Here is a 16,200-nt window from a genome sequence, read left to right as displayed (position 1 = left end):
GTCTTTGCATCAAACCGCCCTTCGCGGTAAGCCGCCGCCAGCATAGGAGAGCAACATGGAACTGCGCGACAAACGTATTTTGGTTACCGGCGGAAGCGACGGGATTGGGCGGCACATTTGCCTGAAACTAGCAGAGACTGGCGCGCGGCTGGCCATTCTGGGCCGCGATGAGGTTCGGCTGCAAGCTGTCGCCGATGCCTGCAAAGCCGCAGGCGCGCCGGATGCGGTGGGGCTGGTGTGCGATCTGCAAGACCCGTCTGCTATTGCCCGGACCGCCTCAGAGGTGGTGGCACGCTTTGGCGGGCTTGATATCCTGATCAACAACGCAGGAATTTGGCACAAAGCCGGGCCGCTCGACACGATCGCGCCCGAAATGCTGCAAGCCACGGTGCAAACCAATTTGACGGGGTTGATGCAAATGACACAGGCAGCTCTGCCTGCGCTGCGCGACAATGACGAAGCGATCATCCTGAATGTCGTGTCAAAATCCGGTGTCGTGGCGCAGGCCGGGCAGTCGGTCTACACGGCCACGAAATACGGCGTGCGCGGTTTTACCGAAGTGCTGAAGGCTGACGAGGAAAATACCGGCGTGCGGGTTGGCGGGCTTTACCAGTCTGGCACCAATACCGGCATGTTTGCCAAAGCCGGAGAAGACGTGCCGAACCATATCTTTACTGAACCGGATGATCTGGCCGATGTGGTGGTCTTTGTCCTGTCACGCCCGCCGAAACTGTGGATTCACGACATACGTATTGAACTGTAGGCGGGGCAGGGGCCGTCAGGCCGTTTGCTGCAGCGTGCCTTCGTCACCTTGGGGCGCTGGATTGTTTTCGGCCCCGATGCCAAACTCGACATGAAAGGTCGATCCAACGCCGACTTCGCTTTCGTAAAATAAGTCTCCCGCCATCTGCCGCGCCAGTTGGCGGGAGATATGCAGCCCTAGGCCGGACCCTTGGGTTGATTTTTGACCGTCGTCATCCAGCTGCCCAAAGCGGCCAAAGACCCGTTCTTCCATCCCCTCAGGAATGCCGCGCCCCTTGTCTGAAATAGAGATCCGCACCCGGCCATTATTCGTGGTCAGTGTACCCTCAACAGTGGCGCCCACATTTGAGAATTTCACCGCATTGGAGACCAGATTATCGACCACTTGCCGGATGGCAAAGGCATCGCCCAAGACCACGGCGGGCTGGCCCAGTTTGCCGATATCAAGCCGCACGCCGCGCTCATGGGCGTACATGCGGTTTTCCTCAATGCTCTCTTTCAGCAGGGCAGGCAGATCGACGGGCAGCCATTCAAGCGACAACGCCTGTACCTCAAGTTTTTGCACCAATAGGATATTGTCCACCAATCGTGACAGGCGCACCCCATTGCGATGGGCGATATCCAAGGACGACCGCAGCGGCCCTTTGACCTCGCCCAACTTCCCGCTCAGCGCCAATGCCAATCCCCCCTTCAACGAGGTCAGCGGCGTGCGCAGTTCATGGCTCACGACAGAGATGAATTCATCCTTGGCGCGGTTGGCTTCATCGGCCTCTTTCAGGGCTTTCTCAAGCGCTGTTGTGGTGGCGATCTGCTTGGTTACATCGACAAAAGTAACGCTCCAGCCGATGGCCGGACCTGCGGGGGCGAGTGGGTTTTCGATGGGGTGAATGCGTGGCTCATAGAGGCGTCCATTACAGGTGATATGGGACGCACCGACGTCGTTGGTCTGCGCCTCGATTCCGGCGATCAGGTCCGTCGCGAATTCCGGTTCAGACAATAGCCCGCTGCGTTTCGCCGCCGCGTTCGAGCGGACAATATGGCGCCGTGCATCAAGCAGGATCAGCGGCTCGCTCATCGTGTCAAACAGGGTCGATTGCCCAACCGAGGGCATGTCCATGGTCTTGTTCGTCACCAGCAGCCACGAGAAGGCTAATATCCCCAAGGTGAACATGAAGGCCGTCGGGTCCAGCCCCAACACCGTGAAACCAAAGAAGGCATAGGCCGCGTTTGCTGCCAATGGGGTAAGGGTGATGACCAGCAGCATCGTCAACAGTGGCCAGGCGGCCCGCTTGGCGCGGGAAAATGCGCGGCCCAGCCAGACCAAGGTCGCCATGACAAAGCAGTAAAGCACGGCTAGGATCAGGAAATATCCCGGTCCATGCAAAAAGGTAATCTGATCCCCATCCGGCGGGATCGCCGTTTCTGCCGTATAGACCAGATGATGCCAGTCATTCGTCGCCGCGAGGCCAAATGCACCCAGCGGTATAGCGATAAGGGCCAAAAGGCTCAGCCGCCCCCGCGCGCGGTTCGAAGGACCGACATAGTCGAAGATAAAGAATGACCATGCGACCGGAACTAAACCATGCCCCAACCAAGCCAATTGCGCTTGCCGCATCTGGCATTGATAGGGTGTTGTCGCGGCTTCGGCCCCTACCATCATCAAGGTCCAGATCATGCCGACGAATGTCAGCGCATAGTAAACCTTGGCTTGGAATTTTTGAAACTTAAGCGTCCAAAGCGCGACTGCTGCGGCGATCAAGCTGACGGCGAGCACGGTCCAGTAGACCGGGTCAAGCATCAGCCCTTGAAAACACGTTAGCATGGCGAAAAGACCTATGAGCTAAATACATTGTGCGCAGATCAGCATGAAAATGCGGCGCAAGTTTGGCAGACTAGTGGCGTATTGTGGCAGGTCAATGCAACCCTTGGATGTTAAGCAAGGGGGGTGGCTTGTTAATTATCGAGGGTTTGGCGCTTGAGTCAGCCATCAGAGATGTCCTTATAAGGCGGCTCAACGCGAAAATTTGCGACATTCTTGAGGTGGGGCGCTAGAGATTTCGGCGCTGCGTAAGATCAAGCTTATATGCGGGCTTAGAAAGCGCATAGGCGTCTAGCCAAGGTGTGGGTGGATCAATGGCCACAGCGCTAGCCCGGAATCGCGATGCACGAGCCGGGCCGAGCGAAAACCGATACTCGCTCTGGTTAGGTGAGATGAAAATACCGTTAAAAAGAGCGGTCTTTGACAACGTTTCGACGCATTCCTTCAGCAACACTTCCTTAATTATTTTGAGGTTAAAGAATGCTTACAGTCGCTCATTCTATGCATGGTGACCACGATATGACGCTGGTTCTGCTGGCGGCGCTTTTGTGCATTTTCGGCAGTTGGGTGTTCACAAACCTTTACCGGCATGCGCTAAGGCAGACGCCGCGTCAGGCCTTGCTGTGGTATTTTATGACCGCTGTCACCTCTGGTATTTCCGTTTGGTGCACACATTTCATCGCCATTCTGGCCTATCAGCCTGATGCTCCGGTAACCTTTGATCTGGGTCTGACGTTCGCATCGCTGGTGATCGCGATCCTTGGGTGTACACTGGGCATTCTGATCGCCGGGATGTTCCGCCTTTGGATGACAACCGTTATCGGCGGGGTGATCTTGGGGCTGGCGATCTCGGCCATGCACTACACTGGGATGGTCGCCTATCGGGTTGAAGGGATGATTCATTGGGATGAGAACTACCTCATCGCCTCAGTTATATTTGCCATGCTGTTTTCGACCTTCGCGTTATTCTTTGGCGCGCAGAACGGGAAATTTACCACGCTCAACATGACACTGACCTTTGGGGCGGCGATCATTGGGCTTCATTTTACCGGGATGGCTGCCTTTCATGTGACACCCACGAATTTGATGGCTGGGCACAGCAACCCTGCTGAGTTCAAGCTGCTGGCGCTTGTCATCGCAGGAACGGCGGCGCTGATCGTTCTTGGTGGGTTGTTCACCTATTTTATCGAGAACCGCACGCGGATGGAGAATATCCACGAGTTGCGTCAGGCGCGGGATGAAGCGCGCAATGCCAGCCGCGCTAAATCAGAGTTCATGAGCGTTCTAAGCCACGAGTTGCGCACGCCGCTGACCATTATCAACGGTTACGCGAGTTTTTTGACGAATCTCAAGGGGCATACGATAGCCAAGCTGAAACCGAATGAGCCGATCACCAAGGTTCACTTTGATGATTTGGGCGATCAGACAGAGCGTTACGGCGGCCGCATCAAATCGGCAGGCGATCACCTGCTAACGATCATCAATGAGCTTCTGGATTACACAAGTATTGAACTTAACTCGATCAAACTGAACAGAACCTCCTTTCAAGCTGGTGATTTGCTGGCCGAGCTGCAGGAGCAGTTTCAGGGCCTGGCGAGAGAGAAACAGTCGTCATTGGAAATTGAGTTTGATGAGTTCAACGTTTTCGCCGACCGTGGGCGCTGCAAGCAAATCTTGATTAACCTGCTTGGCAATGCGCTGAAATTCTCATCGGCCTCAAACATACGAATGCGCGCCAGAATGATCGGCGATACCTGCCGACTTGAGGTTGAGGACAATGGCTGCGGGATGCCGGCAGAAGACTTGGAACGGATTTTCCAAGCCTTTATCCAAGCTGAAACAGCGACCAAAAGCGCCGATGGGGGCACCGGTCTGGGCCTTGCGATCAGTAGAAAACTAGCCGCGGCACATGATGGCGAAATTGGCGTGGAAAGCACCGTTGGTGTTGGGACAAAGTTCACCGTTGATCTGCCGGAATGCGCTTCGGTTATCGTTGCGGAAAAAGCGCTCGCTGCGGCTTGAATGATCCAATCGGTCGAGGTTTGGGCCGATGAATTTCGGCCCTGACGGAGTGGGCTTCACAATCTGGTTGATAAGGCATTTCGTGAAGTTGCTGCCAGCCAGTGAAAGCACAATGCGGCGAAATCCGCGGCACAAAGTGGTGCCAAAGAAAATAGCTTTGTGCATTCGGGCTTTATGAAAAGTGGCGCTCCCTGAAGGATTCGAACCCTCGGCCTGCCGATTAGAAGTCGGCTGCTCTATCCAGCTGAGCTAAGGGAGCACTCGCCTGCTTATAGGGGCAAGCCTTAGCGCGCATCAAGAGGAACCCGACGCGGGCCGGGTGGGTTGGGCTATCATCTGATATAGAAACCAACGGAGGAAAGCCATGTATCTGCGCAATATCCTAATCGGGGCCACTTTGGCCGCCACTGGCGCCGCAGCGGTGCAGGCCGAAGGCCATATGCAAACGGCAGCAACCGCTCAGGTGGCCGGGAATTCTAATGATATTTCAGGCAGTGTTACACTAAACACGACCGCTTCGGGTCGGACATTGGTCAAGATCGATGTGACGGGCGTTCCGGCTGGAACTCATGGCGTCCATCTGCATGAAACTGGCGATTGTTCTGCGGAGGATTTCAAATCGGCAGGCGGTCATATCGCGGGCGATCATCAGCATGGCGTGCTTGTCGAAGGTGGGCCGCATCCGGGTGACATGCCGAATATGACTGTCGGTGATGATGGCGTGTTGAAGGCCGAAGTCTTTCTTGATCTGTTAGAAATTGACAGCATGATCAAAGACGATGACGGCGCGGCCTTTGTTATACACGACGGCTCGGATGACTATACATCTCAGCCAGCGGGTGACGCAGGATCGCGTATTGCTTGCGGTGTGTTTGAGGCATCTTGATTCGACTTGAAGCCTAGAGAACGCACAGCCTTGCCCCATGATTGGGGCAGGGTGGTTGAGGTTGAGATTTGGGATGTCGCAGGGTTGAGTAGGTTTCCCCGGTGCCATTTCCCGAAAAAACTCTGCCTTCGCAAAACTGAAGGTGAAGGAAGACCTATCTGACAAGGGTAAGAGGCCACAGTGCTGCGGATGAGAATCGAACTTTCGCACTCAGAGTGACGCGCAGCAACGAGCGTAAGTCGAGAGATCATCGCCAGCGCGACGAGTATCTTATATGACAAGACGGGTGTCTTATATGATGAAGTGTGGGGTTCATGGTGCTGCTGGAGAGAATCGAACTCTCGACCTCTCCCTTACCAAGGGAGTGCTCTACCTCTGAGCTACAGCAGCGCCGTGGGCGGGTGATTAGCCGCAATCGAAATGGGGCGCAACCCCTGATCTGGACGCTTCGTGCACCCTGCGCTAGATAGGCGGCATGGCAAAGCAAAACGCTTCAGAAAAGACCGCAAAAACACCGAGCGCTCGTGAGGCGCGGTTGAAGGCTGCGCTGAAGGCCAATATGGGCCGGCGCAAGGCGCAGGCGCGTGCGCGGGCCGAGGATGTGGCGCAGGATACAGGCAATGACCCCCAAGGGTCGGAAAAGGACAGCTGAACGATGGATTCGATTCTGGTCAGGGGCGGCGGCGAGCTGAACGGGCAAATTCCCATTGCGGGGGCCAAGAACGCCTGTCTGGCGCTGATGCCGGCGACGCTGCTGAGCGAAGAGCCGCTGACGCTGACCAACGCGCCCCGCCTGAGCGACATCCGAACAATGACCGAGCTGCTGCGTTCTTTGGGGGCCGAAGTGACCTCTATGCAAGACGGCAAGGTCATCACAATGGCCAGCCATGGTGAGATCAACACCCGCGCGGAATACGACATCGTGCGTAAGATGCGGGCGTCTAACCTTGTGCTGGGTCCGCTGCTGGCCCGTGAAGGCCATGCCGAAGTTTCCCTCCCCGGTGGCTGCGCCATTGGCGCGCGGCCGATGGATATCCACACCGATGGGCTGGCGAAGATGGGCGCAGAAATCGATCTGCGTGACGGCTATCTCTATGCCAAGGCTGAGGGCGGTAAGCTCAAGGGGGCGGTGATCGACTTCCCCTTCGCCTCGGTCGGTGCGACCGAGAATATCCTGATGGCCGCAACGCTGGCAAAAGGTACGACCGTCATCAACAACGCCGCGCGGGAGCCTGAGATCGTCGATCTCGCGGACTGTCTGCGGGCCATGGGCGCGCAGATTGAAGGTGACGGCACACCGAGCATTACCATTCAGGGCGTCGACAGCCTGCATGGGGCGACCCACAAGGTGGTGACCGACCGTATCGAATTGGGCACCTATATGCTTGCCCCTGCCTTTTGCGGCGGGGAAGTCGAACTGCTGGGTGGGCGGATCGACTTGTTGCAGGCCTTCTGTGAAAAGCTCGACGCGGCAGGGATTGAAGTGACTGAGACCGAAGCAGGCCTCAAGGTCGCGCGGCGCAACGGGCGCATCTCGGCGGTGGATGTCACGACCGAGCCTTTCCCCGGCTTCCCCACCGATCTTCAGGCGCAGATGATGGCCCTGCTCTGCACGGCGGAAGGGACCTCCGTGTTGGAGGAAAAGATTTTCGAGAATCGCTTTATGCATGCGCCGGAACTGATTCGCATGGGAGCAAAGATTGACGTGCATGGCGGCACGGCCAAGGTCACCGGGGTTGAAAAGCTCAAAGGCGCGCCGGTGATGGCGACCGATCTGCGGGCCTCCATCTCGCTCATCCTTGCCGGGCTGGCCGCCACAGGAGAGACCACGGTAAGCCGGGTCTACCACCTTGATCGCGGCTATGAGCATGTGGTGTCGAAATTGCGCGGCGTGGGTGCGGATATCGAAAGGATCAGCGGCAAATGACCGAAGATGCACGTTTCGAAGACGGTCGCGAAGCACCCCTGAACCTCGGCGCATTGGATGCCGAGGATCTGACGGTGATTGCGTCACTTACGCAAGACGCGGTGTTCCCCGCCTCTGAGATGCGCTGGCATCGCACCGGAGCGCGCTTTGCCTTGCTGCTGAACCGCTTGCGGCACGAAGACACGGGCGCTGCACGGCACGCGCCTGAACGTGTGCAATCAATACTGATGTTCAACAATGTGCAGCGTGTGGCGAGCCAAGGCGTGCCCAAGGGCGATGCTGATACGATCCTATCGCTGCTCGACATCACTTTTGAGGAAAGCGACGCACCGTCGGGCCATGTCACGCTGACATTGGCCGGGGATGGCGCTATTCGCTTGGAAGTCGAAGCGCTGGAAGTGACCCTCAAGGACGTGACGCGCCCCTATGTCGCCCCCTCCAAGAAACGGCCCGTTCACCCTGAGTGACATCCCGTCACGGTGGCAAGGATCGCGAGATGCCTGAACTTAAACAGAATAGATTTACCCGGGGTCGTCTGACCGCTTTACTGACAGAGGTGTCCGGCTGGGCGCTGATCCTGTTGGGGGTTGCGGTCGGCGCGGCGCAGTTGCTTGTGTCTCTATCGGTCGCCACGCTGGTCGTGCCCCTTGCCCTGATCTCGGGCGGTTTGTCGGCCATTCTTGTGGCGCAAGTGGCGCGGGCCATCTTTGACAACGCCCAAGACACCCGCGCTATGCGGCTTGCGCAGCGCTCCGCCCCCGGTGCTGCCGTCAAAACCTCGGGCCTGCGTACCGAACCCAGTCTGCGCCGTCCTTCCGAGCCGTAACACTTTTTGGCCAGCCCGCTGCGGCTGCCCCCCATTCGAAAGCCTGCACCCATGCCCGTCACGCTCGATGCCTCCGCCCCCGATTTCGAAACCGCCTTTGACAAACTGCTCAACGCCAAGCGTGAGGACAGCCCCGATGTAGATGCCGTGGTGGCGGATATCATCGCCGATGTGCGTGTGCGGGGCGACGCCGCAGTTATCGCACTGACCGAAAAGTTCGACCGCGTGACCCTGACGCCCGAGACACTGCGCATTAGTGTGGCAGAGGTTGACGCCGCCGTTGCCGAAGTCTCCCCCGAAGACCGCAAGGCGCTGGAACTCGCCGCCGACCGCATCCGCGCCTACCACGCCCGCCAACTGCCCGAAGACGCGGAGTGGACCGACCCCGATGGCGCCACGCTGGGCTGGCGCTGGACCCCGGTTTCGGCTGCGGGCCTTTATGTGCCCGGCGGACTGGCGAGCTACCCTTCGTCGGTTTTGATGAACGCAGTCCCGGCCAAGGTTGCGGGCGTGGAGCGCCTCGCCATGGTGGTGCCGGCGCCCGACGGCGTGCTGAACCCGCTGGTCCTGCTGGCCGCCCGCATCGCCGGAGTGGATGAGATTTACCGCATCGGCGGCGCGCAGGCCGTGGCGGCGCTGGCCTATGGCACCGATACGATCCCCCCGGTGGACAAGATAACCGGCCCGGGCAACGCCTTTGTCGCCGCCGCGAAACGGCGCGTTTTCGGCAAAGTCGGCATCGACATGATCGCGGGGCCATCCGAGATCCTCGTCATCGCCGATGGTGACAATGATCCCGATTTCATCGCCCTTGATCTGCTCAGCCAAGCCGAGCATGACGAGAGCGCGCAGAGCATTCTGGTCACCACCGACCCCGCCTTTGCGCGCGCGGTGGAAGAGGCGGTCGAAAAGCGTCTTCTGACCTTGGAGCGCCGCGCCATCGCGGGCGCAAGCTGGCGCGACAACGGGGCCATTATCACCGTGGCGGACCTCGACGCCGCCGCAGCCCTCAGCAACCGCATCGCGCCGGAGCACCTTGAGCTTTGCGTGACGGACCCAAAGGCCCTGTCGGAAAAGATCACCCATGCGGGCGCGATTTTCCTTGGCCAATGGACGCCCGAGGCGATTGGCGATTACGTCGGCGGGCCGAACCACGTTCTGCCCACGGCGCGTTCGGCGCGGTTCTCATCGGGCCTGTCGGTGCTTGATTTCATGAAGCGCACTACGTTGGCGCAGATGTCGCCTGCTGCCCTTAAGGCGATCGGACCCGCGGCAGAGCGGCTGGCCCAATCCGAAAGTCTTGAGGCGCATGGGCTGTCGGTTACCGCACGTCTGCGCAAGCTGAACGACTAGGGCAGGGCGATGGCAACGCCATCCCGCATTGCCCCGCCCCCGGTGCTGCGCTATCCAAGATAGGTATCGCCAGCAAAAAGGATGCGCCGATGACCCGCATCACCCATATCGCGCTTGATGACGCGAACATGCCGCCGCCCACGCCTGAGATCGATCAGGAGCGTAAGGTAGCCATGTTCGATCTGCTGGAAGAGAACAGCTTTGTCCTGCCTGAGCGCGAAAAAGGCCCGGTGCCGTCCGGCCCGTATCACCTGTCTTTGTCGATCCGCGATAAGCGGCTGGTGTTTGACGTGGAAACCGAAGCAGCTGAAAAAGCAGCGGAATTCCACCTCTCCCTCGGGCCGTTCCGGCAGGTGGTGAAGGATTACTTCCAGATCTGCGAAAGCTATTTCGAGGCGGTCAAGAAGCTGCCCCCTAGCCAGATCGAAACCATCGACATGGCCCGGCGCGGTATCCACAACGAAGGCAGCCGCGTGCTTCAAGAACGTCTTTCCGGCAAGGCCGAGATCGACACCGACACCGCCCGGCGGCTTTTTACCCTGATCTGCGTTTTGCATTTCGGCGGATAAATGACGCAGCCACTGCCCCAATCCGTGTTGTTTTGCTGCGACCATAACGCGGTGCGGTCGCCCATGGCTGAGGGATTGATGAAGAAATTCTACGGCACCGGCACCTATGTGCAATCCGTGGGCGTCAAAAATGATATGGAGATCGACGGTTTCTCTATCGCTGTTTGCAGTGAGTTGGATGTCGAACTGGCCCGGCACCGCAGCCGCAGTTTCGATGAGATGGAGGAATGGGGCGATGATCTGGGGTCATTCGATCTGGTGATCGCACTCAGCCCTGCCAGCCAACGTCGGGCGCTGGAACTGACGCGGTTTTACCATCTGGATGTGGAGTATTGGCCGATCCTGGACCCTACAGGGCTGGGCGAGGGGCGGGAGGCCAAGCTTAGCCAATTCCGCGCCGCCCGCGATCAGATCGTCGGACGGCTGATTGACCGTTTCGGCACGCCGTTGAACGAGAGTTAAGCCCGCTTTAAAGCATTTCTAATTTAACCTGAGGCATATCCGGCAGCCTGAAAGTAGTTTGAACACTCCTGCGGGGAGTACATTGCGCAGATATCGCCAAGGGCTTCGAACACCGAGGTGAATGATCGCGCACTGATGCGTCTGAGGTGAGACTTCAATTTGGAGAAAGCCAACTCAATCGGGTTCAGATCTGGTGAATATGGCGGCAGATAGAGGAACCAGCACCCATGAGCCTTGAGCGCCGCAGCGGCTTCTTTGTTGCGATGGGTCGCGAGGTTGTCGAGAACGACTGCCGTGCCTGGCGCGATCTCGGGGATCAGGACCTTTTGCACATAGGCCGCGAAAGCAGGGCCATCCATCGCGCCTTTGATTACCCAAGGTGCGATCAGAGCCTCATGTGTCAGCCCCGCAATCAGGGTTTGGGTTCCCCAACTGCCGAAGGGCGCATCCATCGTCAGGCGTTCGCCACGCGGAGCCCAACCGCGCAGCCGGGTGAGATTCGTTTTGACCGCTGTTTCATCAATAAAGACAACGCGTTCCGGCATCCGCGCAATGGCTGGCAAACGGTGTGTGAACCAGTCCTCACGTCGTCGCCTCACCTTGGCACGGTAACGTTCGGTAGCGACCAGTGACTTTTTTTGTGCGTGAACCCGAGGCGCTTTAGCAGATGCCCGATAGCAGAGTGCTGGACCTGCAGTCCGGTTGCATCAGCAAGCGCATCACGCAGCTCAAACAATGTGATATCAGGGTCTTGAGCAATCAACTCTTCGAAAAAACCAACATGGGGTGCCAATTTCCCTGACCCTTTTGGACGCCCCTGCACGCCCGGATCAGCCCGGCCCGTCGTTTGGATCTGATGCCGCCATCGTGCGCCCGTTGCTGGCGACAGCTTCAAGCGCGCTGCCGCCGCTCGCCCGCTTAACCCTTCCTCAATAAATCTCTGAAACCGCGCCCGAAGCGCTGATGGCAAAGGTGCTGACATAGTTCATCCTCCCAAACAGGATGAATCACAATCAGACCAGTTTGGGAATCCCCGGCGATTCAGGTTTTGTTAGAAACGCTTTAAGTGCTGGAACAAGCCGCAGCGGCGCTCTGGCCGAAGGCTTTCCAGGTGCTCCAGAAAGCATTGTGGCTTTTGTTGTCGGACTGACGCATTTCCTGCAACCGATGCGGATCGCGGAAAATCTTGGCCCCTTGGCGCTGGTCAGAGCGGGACAATGTTTGATCTGCCACAGCCTGAACACAGCCACAGCGCGTATGGCTTGATTCCCGCCGCGCATCGGCCAAACAGGCCTTTTGAATTGGCCCTGTCGCAAAAAGCACCGGAGACGGAGCGAAACGCCCCACGGCGGCATCGCTGGAATACCGCGACCCACCACAGCCCGCCAAGACGACAAGCGCCATCAAACTTACAACTGTACGCATTGATTTGCCCTATTGTTTTGGACCGTGGGGTTTTTCCCCTTGTCGGCCCGATCTGCTCTGCCGAACATTATGCCGCAAAAAGGGGCTTCGTGCAATTCTCCTTTGGAGGGGTATTGGCTCTCAGCCCGCGATAAAGCGCCGTGAAGGGCGCGAAGCGGGCTCTGGCACGCTCAAGGCCAATTGACGCAGGCGCAGCACTGCGCCATATCCCCTTGCATGACACCGCTTGAAAACATCCGCAATTTCTCCATCGTGGCGCATATCGACCACGGCAAATCCACGCTGGCCGACCGGTTGATCCAACTTACCGGCACGGTCGCCGAACGCGACATGCAAAGCCAGCTTCTGGATAACATGGATATCGAGCGGGAGCGGGGCATCACCATCAAGGCCAACACCGTCCGCATCGAATACCCGGCCAAGGACGGCAAGACCTATGTGCTGAACCTGATCGACACGCCCGGACACGTCGACTTCGCCTATGAGGTCGCGCGCTCCATGCATGCGGTCGAAGGCTCGCTGTTGGTCGTCGACGCCACCCAAGGCGTTGAGGCGCAGACGCTGGCCAATGTCTATACCGCCATCGATGCGGATCATGAGATCGTGCCGGTCTTGAACAAGGTCGACCTGCCCGCCTCTGACCCCGATCGCGTGCGCGAACAGATCGAGGACGTGATCGGCATCGACGCCTCCGAGGCCTGCCTGATCTCTGCCAAGACCGGCGTCGGCATCCCCGACGTGCTGGAAGCGATCGTGAACAAACTGCCCGCGCCCAAGGGCGGCGACCCCGATGCGCCGCTCAAGGCGATGCTGGTGGACAGTAAATATGACCAATACCTCGGCGTGATCTGTATCGTCCGGATCATCGACGGCACCCTGAAAAAGGGCGACCGCATTCGCATGATTAAGACCGGCGGCACCTATGACGTGGACGATGTGGGCGTGTACCGGCCCAAGATGACCGGCGTCGAAAGCCTCGGCCCAGGCGAGATCGGCTATCTCAACGCTTCGATCAAACAGGTCCGCGACACCCGTGTCGGTGACACGATCACCCATGAGAAGCGCAAGTGTGAAACCCCGCTGCCGGGCTTTAAGCCGTCCGTTCCGGTGGTTTTCTGTGGTCTCTTCCCGGTCGATGCCAATGATTTCGAAGACATGCGCGATGCGATCGAAAAGCTCGCCCTGAACGATGCCTCCTTCACCTATGAGATGGAAACCTCTGCCGCGCTTGGCTTTGGCTTCCGCTGCGGCTTCCTTGGCCTGCTGCACCTCGAAGTGATCCGCGACCGGCTTGAGCGTGAGTATGACATCGACCTCATCACCACCGCGCCTTCGGTGATCTATCACGTTCACATGAAGGACGGCGAGATGCAAGAGTTGCACAACCCCGCCGACATGCCCGACATGACGCTTGTGGACCACATGCAAGAGCCGCGGATCAAGGCGACGATCCTCGTGCCCGACGAATACCTCGGCGACGTGCTGAAGCTCTGCCAAGATCGCCGCGGCATTCAGGAAGACCTGACCTATGCAGGTTCGCGGGCGATGGTCGTCTATGATCTGCCGCTGAACGAGGTGGTGTTTGATTTTTATGACCGGCTGAAATCGGTCACCAAGGGCTACGCTAGCTTTGACTACCAGATGATCGGCTACCGTCAGGACAATCTGGTCAAAATGCAGATCCTTGTGAACGACGAGCCTGTCGACGCGCTTTCGACCATGGTGCACCGCGACCGCGCCGAGATGCGCGGCCGAGCGATGGTGGAAAAGCTTAAAGACCTGATCCCGCGCCACATGTTCAAAATCCCGATCCAAGCGGCCATCGGCGGCAAGGTGATCGCGCGCGAGACGTTGTCGGCGATGCGTAAGGACGTGACCGCGAAGTGCTACGGTGGGGATGCGACGCGGAAGAAGAAGCTGCTGGAAAAGCAGAAGGCCGGTAAGAAGAAGATGCGCCAGTTCGGGAAGGTGGACATCCCGCAGGAGGCGTTTATTTCCGCACTAAAAATGGACAGCTAAAAGCTGGCCATTTTTAGTGCGCGCGGGAGGCAGCGTATTGCGCAGCAATGCGCGTTCCCGCTCGGTTGTGTTTGGGGACATTGGTTCACGCTGGAAGCTCTTGGGCTTTCTTGAGGGTGAGCGGGGACTTCAGGGTGAGCGGGGACTTCGCTTCCTCGCTAGGACCACCTTCCACTTCCCAGCAGTGTACACCGCTCCCGCCATATGCGACCTTCCGCACCAAACAGCCCCGCCACAGGACCGCCACCCATGACCACCCCCTGCATCCTCTGCGTTGCCATCACCGGCTCCGTCCCCACCAAAGCCGCGAACCCCGCCGTGCCGATCTCGATCGCCGAGCAGGTCGAGTCGACCCACGCAGCCTTCGAGGCCGGGGCCTCCATCTGCCACGCCCATGTGCGCAACGATGATGAGACCCCGTCCTCCGACCCCGATAAATTCGCGCGGCTGATGGAAGGCGTGCAAAAGCATTGCCCCGGCATGATCATCCAATTCTCCACCGGCGGGCGCTCGGGCGCGGGGCGGGAGCGGGGCGGGATGCTCTCGCTGCGGCCGGACATGGCGTCGCTCTCGGTCGGGTCCAACAACTTCCCGACACGGGTTTACGAGAACCCGCCGGAATTGGTCGATTGGCTGGCCTCGGAGATGCGGACCTATGAGGTGAAGCCCGAAATCGAGGCTTTTGACCTGAGCCACATCCACAAGTCCGCCGAGATGAACCGCGACGGGCGCATTCCCGGCCAGCTTTACGTGCAATTCGTCATGGGCGTGAAAAACGCCATGCCGGTGGACCGTGAGACCTTTGATTTCTATATCCAGACGCTGAACCGCCTTGCGCCCGACGCGCAGTGGTGTGCCGCCGGGATCGGGCCGAACCAGATCGTGCTGAACGAATGGGCCATCGCCGCGGGCGGTCATACACGCGCGGGGCTGGAAGACAACGTGCGGCTGGACCGCGACAGGCTGGCGCCGTCGAACGCCGCGCTGATCCAGCGGGCGGCGGATCTCTGCGCAAAATACGAGCGTCCGGTCGCCACGCCTGCACAAGCGCGTGAGATTCTGGGCCTGCGCCCGGCATAGGCTTGCCGCAAGAAGGGCGCTGCGTTGAAATGCGGGGCGGGGCAGCTATGTCCCGTTCCAGTAACCAACAGGAGCCTGAAATGTCCCAGACCCGCCGCCATTTCCTTGCCACCTCCGCCGCCGCTGCTGGCATCGTAACCCTGCTGCCCTTCGCCGCCCGCGCCGCTGCGCATAGCGGTGACACATTCGATACCAGCGCAGGCCCGATCACGGTGCATCCGGTCGACCACGCCTCTATCGTGCTAGAGACACCTGCGGGCGTGATCTATGTCGATCCAGTGGGCGAGCCTGCGCAGTACAGCGACTTCCCCGCCGCCGATCTGATCCTCATCACCCATGAGCATGGCGACCACTACAATGCCGATACGCTTGCCGCACTAGCTGGCGATGACGTGGAGATCATCACTAACCCCGCCGTTTTCGACATGCTGCCCGAGGCGCTTGCCGCCAAGGCCAGTAAGATTGCCAATGGTGAAAATACAGAGTTCAACGGCCTGCCGATCAACGCGATCCCGGCCTATAACACCACCGAAGAGCGCAAGAAATTCCACCCCGAGGGCCGCGACAACGGGTATATCCTCGGGTTTGAAGGGTTCCGCGTCTACATTTCGGGTGACACCGAAGATACGCCAGAGATGCGCAGTCTGACCGACATTTCTCTGGCCTTTGTCTGTATGAACCTGCCGTTCACCATGGATTCCAACGCCGCCGCCTCAGCCGTGGCTGAGTTCAAGCCGACCTACGTCTACCCCTACCATTTCCGGGGCAAAGACGGCGGCACGCAAGACCCAGAAGAGTTTGCCAAACGTGTCGGCACCGATGTCGAGGTCAAACTCGGCGGCTGGTACGAAAGTTAAAACGTTGCGGCCACGCCCATTGGGGTGTGGCCGACCCTTTCGACTGTTCCCGCACAGGTCGCGATGTGACCCGTCTCCGAACCTCCTGTATTATCTTCTTATACAATGAATTCAGTGCTCTAGGCGCTCTCCCTTCCCAAGTCAGAAGTTTTGCTTGATCGCCCCAAGTTCGCGGACTAGCGTGGCCTGCGAC

At 58.9% G+C, this 16,200-nt stretch carries 17 protein-coding genes and 2 tRNA genes; 13 read left to right on the top strand and 6 right to left on the bottom strand.

What is annotated here, in order from left to right:
- The first annotated feature begins 55 nt into the window (after positions 1–55).
- A complete protein-coding gene (locus tag DSM110093_RS14140) occupies positions 56–763 on the top strand; it encodes an SDR family oxidoreductase (protein WP_243265688.1) in 708 nt (235 codons plus the stop codon).
- 15 nt (positions 764–778) lie between these two features.
- Here the strand turns inward: DSM110093_RS14140 and DSM110093_RS14135 are convergent, their stop codons facing one another.
- Complete coding sequence (locus tag DSM110093_RS14135; protein ID WP_243265687.1) at positions 779–2,584, bottom strand: histidine kinase N-terminal 7TM domain-containing protein; 1,806 nt, start codon at positions 2,582–2,584, stop codon at positions 779–781.
- Positions 2,585–3,061: 477 nt separating this feature from the next.
- Here DSM110093_RS14135 and DSM110093_RS14130 point away from each other — a divergent pair, with 477 nt between their 5' ends.
- Complete coding sequence (locus DSM110093_RS14130) at positions 3,062–4,603, top strand: MHYT domain-containing protein (protein ID WP_243265686.1); 1,542 nt, start codon at positions 3,062–3,064, stop codon at positions 4,601–4,603.
- Between the two features lie 182 nt (positions 4,604–4,785).
- On the opposite strand, the gene DSM110093_RS14125 is transcribed toward DSM110093_RS14130, so the two are convergent.
- Positions 4,786–4,862, bottom strand: a tRNA-Arg gene (locus tag DSM110093_RS14125).
- A gap of 105 nt (positions 4,863–4,967) precedes the next feature.
- Here DSM110093_RS14125 and DSM110093_RS14120 point away from each other — a divergent pair.
- Positions 4,968–5,489: a superoxide dismutase family protein gene (locus tag DSM110093_RS14120; RefSeq protein ID WP_243265685.1), complete on the top strand. Its 522-nt coding sequence runs from the start codon at positions 4,968–4,970 to the stop codon at positions 5,487–5,489.
- Positions 5,490–5,804: 315 nt separating this feature from the next.
- Here the strand turns inward: DSM110093_RS14120 and DSM110093_RS14115 are convergent.
- A tRNA-Thr gene (locus tag DSM110093_RS14115) sits at positions 5,805–5,879 on the bottom strand.
- 85 nt (positions 5,880–5,964) lie between these two features.
- On the opposite strand from DSM110093_RS14115, the gene DSM110093_RS14110 reads away from it, so the two are divergent.
- The 7 genes from DSM110093_RS14110 (at position 5,965) to DSM110093_RS14080 (ending at position 10,626) form a co-directional block, all read left to right on the top strand.
- A complete protein-coding gene (locus DSM110093_RS14110) occupies positions 5,965–6,141 on the top strand; it encodes a hypothetical protein (RefSeq protein WP_093928122.1) in 177 nt (58 codons plus the stop codon).
- 3 nt (positions 6,142–6,144) lie between these two features.
- A complete protein-coding gene (gene murA / locus DSM110093_RS14105; protein ID WP_243265684.1) occupies positions 6,145–7,416 on the top strand; it encodes a UDP-N-acetylglucosamine 1-carboxyvinyltransferase in 1,272 nt (423 codons plus the stop codon).
- Positions 7,413–7,883, top strand: a complete 471-nt coding sequence (locus DSM110093_RS14100; protein ID WP_243261424.1) for a DUF2948 family protein — start codon at positions 7,413–7,415, stop codon at positions 7,881–7,883. Before murA ends, DSM110093_RS14100 begins: the two co-directional genes overlap by 4 nt.
- Positions 7,884–7,912: 29 nt before the next feature.
- Positions 7,913–8,242, top strand: coding sequence for a hypothetical protein (locus tag DSM110093_RS14095; RefSeq protein ID WP_243265683.1), 330 nt, complete (start codon positions 7,913–7,915; stop codon positions 8,240–8,242).
- Positions 8,243–8,293: 51 nt separating this feature from the next.
- Complete coding sequence (gene hisD / locus DSM110093_RS14090) at positions 8,294–9,595, top strand: histidinol dehydrogenase (RefSeq protein ID WP_243265682.1); 1,302 nt, start codon at positions 8,294–8,296, stop codon at positions 9,593–9,595.
- A gap of 89 nt (positions 9,596–9,684) precedes the next feature.
- Positions 9,685–10,164, top strand: coding sequence for a UPF0262 family protein (locus DSM110093_RS14085; protein WP_007117728.1), 480 nt, complete (start codon positions 9,685–9,687; stop codon positions 10,162–10,164).
- The gene (locus DSM110093_RS14080) at positions 10,165–10,626 is read left to right on the top strand and encodes a low molecular weight phosphatase family protein (RefSeq protein WP_243265681.1); all 462 of its coding nucleotides are present in this window, start codon (positions 10,165–10,167) and stop codon (positions 10,624–10,626) included.
- A gap of 23 nt (positions 10,627–10,649) precedes the next feature.
- On the opposite strand, the gene DSM110093_RS14075 is transcribed toward DSM110093_RS14080, so the two are convergent.
- The 3 genes from DSM110093_RS14075 to DSM110093_RS14065 all read right to left on the bottom strand — a co-directional run bounded on the left by DSM110093_RS14075 (position 10,650) and on the right by DSM110093_RS14065 (position 12,051).
- Positions 10,650–11,171: an IS630 family transposase gene (locus DSM110093_RS14075; protein WP_243265680.1), complete on the bottom strand. Its 522-nt coding sequence runs from the start codon at positions 11,169–11,171 to the stop codon at positions 10,650–10,652.
- A gap of 50 nt (positions 11,172–11,221) precedes the next feature.
- On the bottom strand, positions 11,222–11,608 hold the full coding sequence (locus DSM110093_RS14070; RefSeq protein ID WP_243265679.1) for a helix-turn-helix domain-containing protein: 387 nt from the start codon (positions 11,606–11,608) through the stop codon (positions 11,222–11,224).
- 80 nt (positions 11,609–11,688) lie between these two features.
- Positions 11,689–12,051 (bottom strand): hypothetical protein, encoded by a 363-nt coding sequence (locus tag DSM110093_RS14065; protein WP_243265678.1) that lies wholly within the window; start codon positions 12,049–12,051, stop codon positions 11,689–11,691.
- 216 nt (positions 12,052–12,267) lie between these two features.
- Between DSM110093_RS14065 and lepA the strand changes: the two genes are divergently transcribed.
- The 3 genes from lepA to DSM110093_RS14050 all read left to right on the top strand — a co-directional run bounded on the left by lepA (position 12,268) and on the right by DSM110093_RS14050 (position 16,007).
- The gene (lepA, locus tag DSM110093_RS14060) at positions 12,268–14,070 is read left to right on the top strand and encodes a translation elongation factor 4 (protein ID WP_243265677.1); all 1,803 of its coding nucleotides are present in this window, start codon (positions 12,268–12,270) and stop codon (positions 14,068–14,070) included.
- 249 nt (positions 14,071–14,319) lie between these two features.
- Positions 14,320–15,150 (top strand): 3-keto-5-aminohexanoate cleavage protein, encoded by an 831-nt coding sequence (locus DSM110093_RS14055; RefSeq protein ID WP_243265676.1) that lies wholly within the window; start codon positions 14,320–14,322, stop codon positions 15,148–15,150.
- A gap of 80 nt (positions 15,151–15,230) precedes the next feature.
- On the top strand, positions 15,231–16,007 hold the full coding sequence (locus DSM110093_RS14050) for an MBL fold metallo-hydrolase (protein WP_243265675.1): 777 nt from the start codon (positions 15,231–15,233) through the stop codon (positions 16,005–16,007).
- The last annotated feature ends 193 nt before the right edge of the window (positions 16,008–16,200 follow it).

This window comes from Sulfitobacter sp. DSM 110093 (genome assembly GCF_022788715.1).
GTDB lineage: Bacteria > Pseudomonadota > Alphaproteobacteria > Rhodobacterales > Rhodobacteraceae > Sulfitobacter.
Note: the sequence above shows the minus strand (reverse complement) of the source record. Positions and strands in the feature narration are given on the sequence as shown.

What these genes read in the sequence shown, in the direction of transcription:
- DSM110093_RS14080 (WP_243265681.1), top strand. Translation starts at nt 10,165, where the DNA reads ATGACGCAGCCACTGCCCCAATCCGTGTTGTTTTGCTGCGACCATAAC.
- DSM110093_RS14050 (WP_243265675.1), top strand. Translation starts at nt 15,231, where the DNA reads ATGTCCCAGACCCGCCGCCATTTCCTTGCCACCTCCGCCGCCGCTGCT.
- DSM110093_RS14085 (WP_007117728.1), top strand. Translation starts at nt 9,685, where the DNA reads ATGACCCGCATCACCCATATCGCGCTTGATGACGCGAACATGCCGCCG.
- DSM110093_RS14075 (WP_243265680.1), bottom strand. Translation starts at nt 11,171, where the DNA reads ATGCCGGAACGCGTTGTCTTTATTGATGAAACAGCGGTCAAAACGAAT.
- DSM110093_RS14055 (WP_243265676.1), top strand. Translation starts at nt 14,320, where the DNA reads ATGACCACCCCCTGCATCCTCTGCGTTGCCATCACCGGCTCCGTCCCC.
- DSM110093_RS14130 (WP_243265686.1), top strand. Translation starts at nt 3,062, where the DNA reads ATGCTTACAGTCGCTCATTCTATGCATGGTGACCACGATATGACGCTG.
- DSM110093_RS14135 (WP_243265687.1), bottom strand. Translation starts at nt 2,584, where the DNA reads ATGCTAACGTGTTTTCAAGGGCTGATGCTTGACCCGGTCTACTGGACC.
- lepA (WP_243265677.1), top strand. Translation starts at nt 12,268, where the DNA reads ATGACACCGCTTGAAAACATCCGCAATTTCTCCATCGTGGCGCATATC.
- DSM110093_RS14070 (WP_243265679.1), bottom strand. Translation starts at nt 11,608, where the DNA reads ATGTCAGCACCTTTGCCATCAGCGCTTCGGGCGCGGTTTCAGAGATTT.
- murA (WP_243265684.1), top strand. Translation starts at nt 6,145, where the DNA reads ATGGATTCGATTCTGGTCAGGGGCGGCGGCGAGCTGAACGGGCAAATT.
- DSM110093_RS14120 (WP_243265685.1), top strand. Translation starts at nt 4,968, where the DNA reads ATGTATCTGCGCAATATCCTAATCGGGGCCACTTTGGCCGCCACTGGC.
- DSM110093_RS14110 (WP_093928122.1), top strand. Translation starts at nt 5,965, where the DNA reads ATGGCAAAGCAAAACGCTTCAGAAAAGACCGCAAAAACACCGAGCGCT.
- DSM110093_RS14065 (WP_243265678.1), bottom strand. Translation starts at nt 12,051, where the DNA reads ATGCGTACAGTTGTAAGTTTGATGGCGCTTGTCGTCTTGGCGGGCTGT.
- DSM110093_RS14140 (WP_243265688.1), top strand. Translation starts at nt 56, where the DNA reads ATGGAACTGCGCGACAAACGTATTTTGGTTACCGGCGGAAGCGACGGG.
- hisD (WP_243265682.1), top strand. Translation starts at nt 8,294, where the DNA reads ATGCCCGTCACGCTCGATGCCTCCGCCCCCGATTTCGAAACCGCCTTT.
- DSM110093_RS14100 (WP_243261424.1), top strand. Translation starts at nt 7,413, where the DNA reads ATGACCGAAGATGCACGTTTCGAAGACGGTCGCGAAGCACCCCTGAAC.
- DSM110093_RS14095 (WP_243265683.1), top strand. Translation starts at nt 7,913, where the DNA reads ATGCCTGAACTTAAACAGAATAGATTTACCCGGGGTCGTCTGACCGCT.